This window comes from Chloroflexota bacterium, from assembly GCA_020850535.1.
Taxonomy (GTDB): domain Bacteria; phylum Chloroflexota; class UBA6077; order UBA6077; family JACCZL01; genus JADZEM01.
Window position 1 is genome coordinate 20,951 of sequence record JADZEM010000095.1, and the last position, 10,670, is coordinate 31,620.

Below are 10,670 nucleotides of genomic sequence, written 5' to 3' on the forward strand. Positions count from 1 at the left end.
CTCTGCGTGCTTCCAGCCCATCACGCCGAGGTGATCATGCCGCAGCGATCCGCGCCTGACCGCCGTCCCAACATCCTCTGGTACTGCGCCGACCAGCTTCGCGGCGACGCCATCGGCCCGAGCGGCAACCCGCACGTGCGGACCCCGAACCTGGACCGTCTGGCAGCCATGGGGACGACCTTCACCAGGGCGTACTGCCAGGCGCCGATCTGCACGCCCAGCCGCGCCTCGTTCCTGACCGGCAAGTACCCGAGCAGCATCCCGCTGAACTGCAACGGCAACGCCACCTTCCCCGAGGGCGAGCGCCTCATCACCCGGCGGCTCGCCGATGTCGGCTACGACTGCGGCCTCGTCGGCAAGCTCCACCTGGCTGGGGCGGCAAATGGCCGCGAGGTCCGCACTGACGACGGCTATCGCTCCTTCAAGTACTCCCACGCGCCACGCAACAACTGGACGCGCGGCCACGACTACGTGGACTGGATCCGGGCGAAGGGCATCGATCCGGACGACGTCCTGACCGTCAAGACCAACACCTTTGGCGACCTGATGGAGCCGTCCGCGGAGAAGGACAACGTCCCGCCGGACCTGCACCAGACCACCTGGGCCACCGAGATGGCGCTGGAGTTCATCGACGAGGAGCGGGCCGGCCCCTGGCTGCTCTCGGTGAACGTCTACGATCCGCACCCACCGTTCAACCCGCCCTGGGAGTACTACCGCCGCTACGATCCCGACGCCTTGCCGGGGCCGCTGTTCCGCGAGAGCGACCTGGCGCACCAGCAGATGCTCGAAGATGGCGGCGTCGATTTCCAGTCCTCGCCGCGCCGCCCGGAACAGTACGGCGGCAAGAAGCTCCAGGCCGCCTACTACGCCATGATCGAGATGGTGGACGAGCACTTCGGCAAGATCCTCGACCACCTGGAGCGGACAGGGCAGCTCCAGAACACCATCGTCATCTTCTCGACTGACCACGGCGAGTCCCGCAGTGACCACGGCCTGACCCAGAAGGGGCCGCGCTTCTTCGAGGGAATGGTGCGGGTGCCGCTGATCGTGGCGTTGCCTGGGCAGTTCCAGGCTGGCCTCAAGAGCGATGCCCTGGTCGAGTTGACGGACATCATGCCGACGCTGATGGAGACGCTCGGGCTGCCGATCCCGGCCGACGTGCAGGGGCGCTCGCTGTTGCCGATCCTGACCGGCGCGGCCCCGGCCGACCAGCACCGCGAGTTCGTGCGGACGGAATGCTACGCCGCGTTCGACATGCCGAACCGGACCTTCGCCAGCATGTACCGCGACCGCCGCTGGAAGCTGGTGGTCTACCACCACGTCGGGCTGGGCGAGCTGTACGACCTGGAGACCGACCCGGACGAGTTCACCAGCCTCTGGGACAGCCCCGAGCACCAGGGCGTCAAAACGGACCTGCTGCTCAAGAGCTACGACGCCACCATCAAGGCGATGCCGTACGGCCCGCCGCTGATCATGCCGTATTGACGGCTCATGCCGTATTGACGGCGGACCTTTCCCCGCCTGCTGATCCTCGACAGCACACAGACCTGGAGACGACGGTGTCAGAGATCCGCACCTACCGAGAAGGCACGCCGTTCAGCGGCGAGATCGGCCGGACGGCCAGCACGTCAACCTCCGCATGGCCCATCGCGAAGGCCGCGCAGCCCGGCGCGCCGAACATCGTGTTCATCCTGCTGGACGATGTCGGGTTCGCGCAGTTCGGCTGCTTCGGCGCGGACATCCGCACCCCGACGTTCGACCGGCTGGCTGAGAACGGCCTGCGTTACCGCGACTTCCACACTACGGCGATCTGCTCGCCGACCCGCTCCTGCCTGCTGACCGGCCGCAACCACCACTCGAACGGCGTCGGCATCATCCAGGAGATGGCGACCGGCTTCCCCGGCTACAACGGGAGCGTCCCGCGTGAGAACGGGTTCCTCTCCGAGATGCTGGTGCAGGAGGGGTACGCCACCTTCGCCGTCGGCAAGTGGCACCTGACGCTCGCCTCCGAGTACGCCTCCGGGGCGTCGAAGGCCCGCTGGCCACTCTCGCGCGGCTTCGAGCGGTACTACGGCTTCCTCGGCGGCAAGACCAGCCAGTGGTTCCCGACCCTCGTCAGCGACAGCCACTACATCGATCCGCCGACCGCCCTCGACGAGAGCTACCACCTGAACGCCGACCTGGCCGACCGGGCCATCGAGTTCGTCACTGATCTCCGAACCGTCTCGCCGGAGAAGCCGTTCTTCCTCTACTACTGCCTCGGAGCCGGCCACTCGCCGCACCACGTCGAGCGGGCCTGGATCGAGAAGTACCGGGGCCAGTTCGACAAGGGCTGGGACCGCTGGCGGGAAGAGGTCTACGCCCGTCAGCTTGCGGCCGGCGTCATCCCGCCCGGCACCGAGCTTTCGGAGCGGCCGGAGTGGGTGCCCGCCTGGGACAGCCTCTCGGCCGACGAGCAGCGGCTGTACGCCCGCCAGATGGAAGTGTACGCCGCCTTCCTGGAGCAGACCGACCACCACATCGGCCGGGTGATCGACTACCTGGAGGAGATCGGCGAGCTGGACAACACGCTGATCTTCCTGACCTCGGACAACGGCGCCAGCTCCGAGGGCGGCCCCTGCGGCTCCTTCAACGAGAACCTGTTCCCGAACCGCATCCAGCCGACCGTCGAGGACAACCTGGCCCACCTGGACGACTGGGGCGGCGTGCGCTCCTTCGCCAACTACTCGTGGGGCTGGGCCTGGGCCGGCAACACGCCGCTCAAGCGCTGGAAGCGGTACCTGCACCAGGGCGGCATGAGCGACGCGCTGATCGTGCACTGGCCGGCGGGCATCCAGGCGCGGGGAGAGATACGCGGCCAGTACGCCCACGTGGTGGACATCGTGCCGACGGTCCTCGAAGCGCTGGGCCTGTCTGCGCCGGCCGCGCTCAATGGCGTGCCCCAGAAGCCGGTCGAAGGGGTCAGCTTCGCGCACACGTTCACGGACGGGTCTGCCGCGACCAGAAAGTCTGTCCAGTACTACGAGATGATCGGCTCGCGGGCGATCTGGAAGGATGGCTGGAAGGCGGTTGCCGAGCAGGAGCAGGGGCCGGTCCTGACTGAGGAGATGCTCGACGCCCAGCAGTGGGAACTGTACCACGTGGCCGAGGACTTCTCCGAGACGCGGAACCTCGCCGAGCAGCACCCCGAAAAGCTCCAGGAGCTGATCGCGCTCTGGTGGGAGGAGGCCGAGAAGTACAACGTCCTCCCGCTCGACTCGCGCATGCAGGCCCGCATGGCCGAGCCGAAGCCGCTGGCAGCGCGGCCGTCCGGGCGGTACGTCTACTACCCCGGCGGCGCGCCGAGCTTCGAGTACACCGCCGTCAATGTCAAGAACCGCTCGCACACCATCAGCGCGCACGTCGAGATCCCGGCGGGTGGCGCGGAGGGCGTCCTGCTGGCGCACGGAAGCTGGTTCGCGGGGTACGCGCTGTACGTGCAGGATGGCCGCCTGCACTACGTCCACAACTACCTGGGGCTGGCCGAGTACCGCGTGACCTCAGAGGTGACCTTGCCGACGGGCCCGCTGACGCTCGGCTTCCGCTTCCGCAAGACCGGCGAGCACCAGGGCATCGGTACGCTCTACATTGGCGACCAGCAGGTCGGGCAGGGCGAGATCCCGCACACCGTCCCCGGGGTCATCGAGACCTCGGGCGAGGGGCTGTGTTGCGGCTTCGACAGCGGCCTGCCCGTGACGGATCAGTACGCCGCGCCGTTCAGGTTCACCGGCACGCTCAGGAAGGTGATCGCCGAGGTGGCCGGCGCGGACGAGGTCGATCCGGACCTGCAGATCCGCGCGGCCTTCAACGAGCAGTAGTCTGATGCCGGGCAGCGCCGTCGACAGGTCAGACCGGAGCGTCGCGGAGCGACTGCAGGATGGTAGGCGGGGGCTTCAGCCCCCGACGAGGCCACGTAACGCGGTCATCAGGCAAACGCGCTGCGCGCGTTCCGTTCTCACGGCAGCGGCGCACACCCTGGTACACTCCGTAGACGATGCCAAGACAACGTGGGCGACAGCCCGACGACGAACTGATCGCAACACTCGAAGAAGAGCGTCGCGAGTGGCTCCGCAGAGACACCGAACGCCGTGAGGCCGAGCGCCGCGACGGGCTTGCACCCGCCACCGGCGCCCGGACGATGCTCGCCGCCCTCGACTGGCCGTCCGCCGACGCCTGGGACGCCGAAGACTCCCTGGACGAGCTGGCACGGCTGGTCGAGACGGCCGGCGGCACGGTGGCCGGCCGCACGATCCAGCGCCGCGAGCACCCGGACCCGGCCACCTTCTTCGGGCGGGGCAAGGCGGCCGATCTGGCCGAGCAGCGCCAGGAGCCGGGCTTCGACCTGCTGGTGGTGGACAGCGCACTCAGTCCCGTTCAGCAGCGCAACCTGGAAAAGCGCATCGACGGGCCGGTGCTGGACCGTCCGGGCCTGATCATCGAGATCTTCGGGCAGCGCGCCCGGACCAGCGAGGCCCGCCTCCAGGTGGAGCTGGCGCGGCTGGAGTATCTACTGCCACGACTGGCCGGCGCCTGGAGCCACCTGGAGCGACAGGTCGGCGGGATCGGCTCGCGGGGCGGCCCTGGTGAGCGGCAGATCGAGCTGGACCGCCGCCTCGTGCGGGACCGCATCGTGGCGCTCAAGAAGGAGATCGCCCAGGTCCGCAGCCACCGGGCGCGGATTCGGGCGGGCCGCCGGCTGGGGACGCCGCTGGTGGCCCTGGTGGGGTACACCAACGCCGGCAAGTCCAGCCTGATGAACCGCCTCACCGAGGCCGGCGTCACGGCTGAGGATAAGCTGTTCGCGACGCTCGACCCGACCACCCGCCGGATGGGGCTGCCGGGCGGCGGCTACGCCGTGATCTCGGACACGGTGGGCTTCATCCAGAACCTGCCGCCGCAACTGATCGCCGCGTTCCGCGCCACCCTCGAAGAGCTGCAGGACGCCCATCTGCTGCTGCACGTGGTGGACGCCTCGCACCCGAACGCCCGCGAGCAGCGAGACGCCGTCGAGGCGATCCTCAAAGAGCTGGGGCTCGCAGAGAAGCCGACGCTGCTGGTGCTGAACAAGTCAGACTTGCTGACGATGCCCGTCGATCTGGACGCCGACTGGGAGGCCGACCCCGAGGACGCGGTCATCGTCTCAGCGCAGACGGGGGCGGGTATCGGCGCGTTGCGGGCACGCATCGCGCGGCGGCTCGGGATGGAAGTCCGCGAGGTCGAGGTCGATCTGCCGTTCTCGGCGGGCCGGCTGGTGGCCGTGTTCCGGCGGGAAGGGTTCCTGATCCGCGAGGAGCACCGCCCGCACGGCATTCGCCTGCACGGGCACCTGCCCGAACGGCTGATCCCGTCGTTCCGCCGCGAGGGGAAGGTCCGCGAGATCAAGGATCAGACGGCGGCCGGCTGGCGCTGACGGGTACCGCGAGCATCGGTGGCCTGTGTGGCCTGCCCCCCGTTTCGCATACCAGATCGACCGTGGCATGTGGCAGCTTGCGTTGTGGCCTCGTCGGGGCTTGATGGCGTTTGACGAATTCCTGCGGGAAGGCCCTCACCCCCCAACCCCCTCTCCCTGTGCGCGGGCGAGGGGGAGCAACGACGGTCTCGTGTGTCTCCCTCTCGCCCGCACACAGGCCCGGTGGCCCGACTGGGTTGGGGGGTGAGGGCCTCCAGGCTGGACGATGCGATTGCCCTGAGCACCGGGCGCAGAGACTGGTGAAGCCCGACGGGTCGTCAGCCGAGCGGTCCCCATCACCTTCACGAGACTGGCCAGGTCTCAGCGATCGGCATCCGCTCGGGCAGTCCGACGACCCGTCGGGCTTCATATGAATAAACGGCGCCAGAGACGCAAATCAGGTGACCCACCTGGGTCATTCTCGATGGCCCGTTGGGGAGGTCGGGACTCGTCCAGGCGTCGGGTCCAGCCGGCTGGGGCTGTCGGGCAGGGTCCGTCTGGCGTGGTCCGTCTGGCCGTGGTCCCGGAGCGCCGCCTACCGTGGCGCGAGCAGCGTGATCTTCCAGGCGCAGCCGGTCGTCATCACGTCCAGGACGTACCGCCCGGGCGCAACCCCGAACAGGCGGGTCTCGCCCGAGAGGGTGCGGTCGCTGGAGCTGTTCAGCGTCGTGTGAACGACCAACGAGCCGGGGTTCGCGTCGCCGGCGCGGCGCAGCCGGCTGCCCACGTAGCAGCTCTGGTTGCCGCGCTGGATCTCGGCCTCGTAGGCCACCCGGTAGTCGCCGCCGGCAAGGTCGAACGGCCGGGTGGTGGCCGTGTCGTCGCCGTCGAAGGTGAGCGGGAGCGTCGAGAGGGGGACGGGCGACGGCATCGGCGTGGCGACGGTTGGGCCAGCCACGGTGCCGCTCGGGACCGACCCGGCCGGCGCGGTCGTCTGGCCGGCCGGGGGCTGCCCACCAGGCAGCGGACCGGTCACCGCGGTGGTGGCGGCCGTCTCCCAGGGCAACCGCCCGGTGCTGCCTCGGCTCTCCAGGCCGCGCGGCCCGTACAGCCAGGTAGTCTGTCCGTCGCTGAACGTGGCGACGAGGTCGCTCGAACGGAGGGTCATCGTGCCGCGAGCCGTGGCCTGGGTGAAGTCGCCGGCGTCGTTGCGGATCGCGGGGCCGGCGCACTCACCGACCCGCTCACGCCCGACGAGATCGCGCAGCATCACGAAGACGGGTGCAAGCTGGCAGGCGCCCGTCTGCGCGACGGCCGGCCACGCGGAGATGCCGGCCAGCACCACCATGCCGGCCAGGAAGATCGCGGCCAGTGTGCGCCGCATCGCGTGCCCTCCGTGCCTGAGACCGAGCCGGGATCGGGCCGGCCTCGCAGGCGCAAGCCCCCTGTGCGCCGAGACAGTCCCACTGTACAGCGTACGCCTCGACAGAAGACGCGCGCAAGCGCCGTTGCGGTCACTACGAGCGGAGTGCCTGTCAGCCAGTGACGGACGGGCTCACGGGTCATCCACGAGCGGCCGGTCGGGGCGGGCCGTGGTGGCGCGGCCGGCCTGCAGCGACGAATCGTAGCGGGTCTGCCCGACGAAGCGATGGTAGGTGGCCCCGGCCGCGGCGATCTGCGCGTCGAAGTCGACCCCGACGTTCGACACGATCGCGGCCATCGCCTCCGGCGAGCGCCACCCGGTGACCAGCACGAAGTTGCCGGGCGCATCGATCTCCTGGCAAATCAGGCTGAGCACCAGCCCCGGCGGTCCCAGCCCGCGCCGGCGCACCAGCTCGGCGAAGAAGTCGCGGAGCGGGGAGGCGGCGCTCGGCGGCCCGTTCACCACCTGACAGACGACCAGATCCATCGGGACCAGGATACGCTCGAATGTCGAGAGGATTCGAAAGTAGCGCGGGGCGATCGGGTTTAGCATCGCCTGCTCGACGGCTGACCGCTGCCGCGCAGTGAAGCGGGCCTCGAAGTCGGTCCGACTCGACCAGACGCCCAGGTACAGGAAGCTCGACGGATCGGTGCGACTCTGGAAGAACCGAGACTGGCCCTGCTCGCCGGGCGCGCGGAGGGCGCGCCGAAGCTCGTCCTGCGCCCGGCGCAACGCCTCATCCACCTGCTCGGGAGCGACTTTGCTCTCCACCACCACGACCATCACAGCAGGGCACTCACAGCAGGGCACTCATCACCGCGTCGCACGCAACGCCAACAGCGCGAAACAGGTCTGGCATTGCGTGCAGTCACCGTAGAAACGAGAGAGAGGATGCCGGATGCCCACGGTGGCGCGCTAGTGCCGAGCCAGGCCGCCCCGATGACACGGTCGGCCGCTGGAGGCCGACCGCGTCATCGGGGCGTCAACAAACGCGCGACGGTCGTGCGCTACGGCAGCAGCAGGTCCGCCACGACGTAGCGATGGTCGGAGCCCGGCATCCAGCCCGTGAAGGCCGCACGGGTGGCTATTGAGCGGTCGTGCAGGACGTAATCGATGCGGATCAGCGTCGTGCCGGGCCACCCCTCGAACTCGCGGACGGGAAACGACAGCCCGAGGCCCCAGCCAGCCTCACGGTGCGCGTCGCTCAGATCGCGCATCAGCTCCCGATACTTCGGCTGGCGGTCGCCGGTGTTGAAGTCGCCGACGATCAGCAACGGCCCGCCGCGACGGTCGATGCCGGCCAGCGCGGCGTCGAGTGGTCCGCTGGTCCGGCTCGGATCGAAGCCCGTCGGGTAGCGCAGCGGCCCGAGACGCGCCGCCTCGATGCGGGGGGTCGGCGGGTGGACGTTCACCAGCGTGACGGTTCGCCCGTCCACGTCGAGGGTGACGCGCTGACAGGAGCAGACGTGCTGATACCAGCCGGTCGCCGGCTCGACATGGATCGGGTGGCGGCTGAGGATCCCCAGGCCGTCCACCGAGTCCGTCGGGCCGAGCAGTTGATGCGGGTACTCGGCCCGCAGCTGCCGGGCGAGGTACGCCGACATCGGGCGGCTCAGCTCCTGGATCGCCACGACGTCCGGCGACTCGACCACGATGGCCGCCGCCACCCGCGCCAGATCGCCGTTGGGGGCCAGCAGGTTGGTCGTCATCACCCGCACCGGCCGGCCCTCGGTGGGCGTCCGCCGCGGCAAGGCCAGGCTGCCATACTCCCAGCCCAGCACGAGCAGGGGAACGAGCAGCCAGAGTCCGCCGGCCCGACTGGCGCAGAGCATCGAGACCAGGGCCAGCAGTGGGATCGCGGCGAACATCGCCACGCCGAAGATGTCCAGCAGCTCGAACAGCCACCAGTCGGCCACCGGCGTGAGACGGAGCAGCTGCCAGCCGAGCACACCGAGCGCGTAACCCGCGCAGAACAGAGTGGCGAGGGTCCAGGCCGGGCAGTCGCGCCAGCTCCGTCCGGGCGGGACAGCCGAGGGAGCACGCGCCGCTGTCTGGAGCGGGGAGAGCACGGCGGCGGACGATCGATCGGGGAACGCGGCGGGGGCCGGTGGCCGATGCTCGACAGGCGTCATACGGCGCTAGACGCCGCAGGCCAGACGGGGGTTCCTAAACGAGGCACGCAAGCAGTCGATCTCGACAGAAGGCGGCTGGCGAGCAGGCTGCACAACGTCGCGAGTAGCCATTGACGAAGAGTCACAGCAGGGCGTGTTGGATGGGCAGACTGCACAAGCTACCAGAGTAGCGGGCGCGACAGAAGGTGCTGTGACGGAACCGTGACCCGTTCCCACCGTCTACACGAACGAGCAGCCGCGCTTGACCCCTCGGGGAATCCGGCTGATACTACCCGGAGAAGACGCTTTCCCCAGACGCAAACAGACCGTGGTTGCCACACCACGGTCTGCCCAGATCTCTTGAAGCCGTAAGGCTCGCTGTGCCACCAGCGGCGCCTCGGCGGGGCCGTTCGGGTCGATGGGAGCTTGCCAGGCAGCCCGTCGCCGTCTACCCGACACGGTACTACGTCGTTGCGCCCTACGTCAAGTGGGATCGATGCAGGACGTGTCGGACGAGACCAGCGACAACCGTTGGGAGCAGCGCTTGAGTCCGCTCATCGTCAAGGGCGGCGTCTTGCCGGCGCCGTCGGTCCTGCTGCGCCACGCTGGCGACCTCGACCTGACCCCCCAGGAGCTGGTGCTCTGCCTCTACATTCTGGATAAGAAGTGGGGGCCAGACTGGCCGTACGTCTCGATGCTCCAGGCGGCCGACGAGCTGGGCCGACATAAGAACAAGGTCTATGCCTGGAAGCAGTCGCTGATCCAGAAGGGGTACCTCGTGGCGACCCCGCGCACCGTCCCTGGCATCGGACGGCGGGCCGACTACTGCGATCTGTCCGGGCTGTTCCAGGCGCTCGAACGGCTGGTGCTGACCGAAGCCGTCGAACAGGCGCGGGGCGATCTCCCGCTGCCGCTGTACGAGATGGGCGGCGTGTCGGCGGTATCCCCAGTATCCACAGGGCGCAGCACCCTCAAGGGGGCATCGCGTAGCACCGAAAACGGGGCAACGGACTCCACCGAAAACGGGGCATCGCGTGGTGACGGTAGCGGTGCACGGCGCAGCACCCGTACGGGTGCACGAAAAAAAGACTCTTCCAACAAAGACCTTCGTTCAGATCCCATCCTGCCAGAACCAGCCCGACAAAGATCGACAACGGCTCCGGAAGGCGCTGCGCGCCCGACCGCGGACCCTGGGGAAAACGCGGAGCTGGCGGCGATCATCGAACGGTACGGCCAGCATCTCCGAGATGACGATCCGCGGCGCTCGCTGGCGCGGGCGCAACATGCCTGGTGGAACTCGGGCTTGCCGCGCGCGCGGTTCCTCACACTGGTTGAGATGGCGTACACCAAGACCGTCGATCAGGTGAGCCGGGGCCGGGTCCGGAGTGGCCCGGCCGGGCAGCGTCGGGCAATGGGGTACTTCTTCGCAGTACTCGAAGAGCTGGCGCGGGACGAGGCCGACCGGCTGAAGACGGGGTCGTAGCTCGTAGCTCGTAGCTCGTAGCTCGTAGCTCGTGGGTCGTGGGTCGTGGGTCGTGGGTCGTGGAACTTTTGGTGAAAGCATGCGATTTGCAGTTGTCATCCTGAGCGCAGCGAAGGACCTCACCCGCTGACCGTCACGGTTGGGAGATCCTTCACGTCGCTCGCAAGCTCGCTCGTTCAGGATGACAGACTCATTGCTGACCGCTGACGCAAACGTCGAGCGTCA

Annotated in this window: 7 protein-coding genes; 4 read left to right on the forward strand and 3 right to left on the reverse strand. The window is 68.8% G+C overall.

Annotated elements, in window-relative coordinates:
• Window positions 1-36: 36 nt before the first annotated feature.
• The 3 genes from IT306_13690 to hflX all read left to right on the forward strand — a co-directional run bounded on the left by IT306_13690 (window position 37) and on the right by hflX (window position 5,449).
• Window positions 37-1,485, forward strand: coding sequence for a sulfatase-like hydrolase/transferase (locus tag IT306_13690; GenBank protein MCC7369475.1), 1,449 nt, complete (start codon window positions 37-39; stop codon window positions 1,483-1,485).
• A gap of 83 nt (window positions 1,486-1,568) precedes the next feature.
• Complete coding sequence (locus IT306_13695; GenBank protein ID MCC7369476.1) at window positions 1,569-3,857, forward strand: arylsulfatase; 2,289 nt, start codon at window positions 1,569-1,571, stop codon at window positions 3,855-3,857.
• 176 nt (window positions 3,858-4,033) lie between these two features.
• Entirely contained in the window at window positions 4,034-5,449 is a 1,416-nt protein-coding gene (gene hflX, locus IT306_13700) for a GTPase HflX (GenBank protein ID MCC7369477.1), read from the forward strand.
• 574 nt (window positions 5,450-6,023) lie between these two features.
• Here the strand turns inward: hflX and IT306_13705 are convergent.
• The 3 genes from IT306_13705 to IT306_13715 all read right to left on the reverse strand — a co-directional run bounded on the left by IT306_13705 (window position 6,024) and on the right by IT306_13715 (window position 8,800).
• Window positions 6,024-6,812, reverse strand: a complete 789-nt coding sequence (locus IT306_13705; protein MCC7369478.1) for a hypothetical protein — start codon at window positions 6,810-6,812, stop codon at window positions 6,024-6,026.
• A gap of 171 nt (window positions 6,813-6,983) precedes the next feature.
• Entirely contained in the window at window positions 6,984-7,637 is a 654-nt protein-coding gene (locus IT306_13710; protein ID MCC7369479.1) for an antibiotic biosynthesis monooxygenase, read from the reverse strand.
• 221 nt (window positions 7,638-7,858) lie between these two features.
• Window positions 7,859-8,800 carry an endonuclease/exonuclease/phosphatase family protein gene (locus IT306_13715; GenBank protein MCC7369480.1) on the reverse strand — a complete coding sequence of 314 codons (942 nt, stop codon included), beginning with the start codon at window positions 8,798-8,800 and terminating at the stop codon, window positions 7,859-7,861.
• A 658-nt stretch (window positions 8,801-9,458) separates the two neighbouring features.
• Between IT306_13715 and IT306_13720 the strand changes: the two genes are divergently transcribed.
• On the forward strand, window positions 9,459-10,445 hold the full coding sequence (locus tag IT306_13720) for a hypothetical protein (protein MCC7369481.1): 987 nt from the start codon (window positions 9,459-9,461) through the stop codon (window positions 10,443-10,445).
• The last annotated feature ends 225 nt before the right edge of the window (window positions 10,446-10,670 follow it).

Coding starts and splice junctions, on each gene's coding strand:
- hflX (MCC7369477.1), top strand. CDS start 4,034: ATGCCAAGACAACGTGGGCGACAGCCCGACGACGAACTGATCGCAACA.
- IT306_13720 (MCC7369481.1), top strand. CDS start 9,459: ATGCAGGACGTGTCGGACGAGACCAGCGACAACCGTTGGGAGCAGCGC.
- IT306_13690 (MCC7369475.1), top strand. CDS start 37: ATGCCGCAGCGATCCGCGCCTGACCGCCGTCCCAACATCCTCTGGTAC.
- IT306_13705 (MCC7369478.1), bottom strand. CDS start 6,812: ATGCGGCGCACACTGGCCGCGATCTTCCTGGCCGGCATGGTGGTGCTG.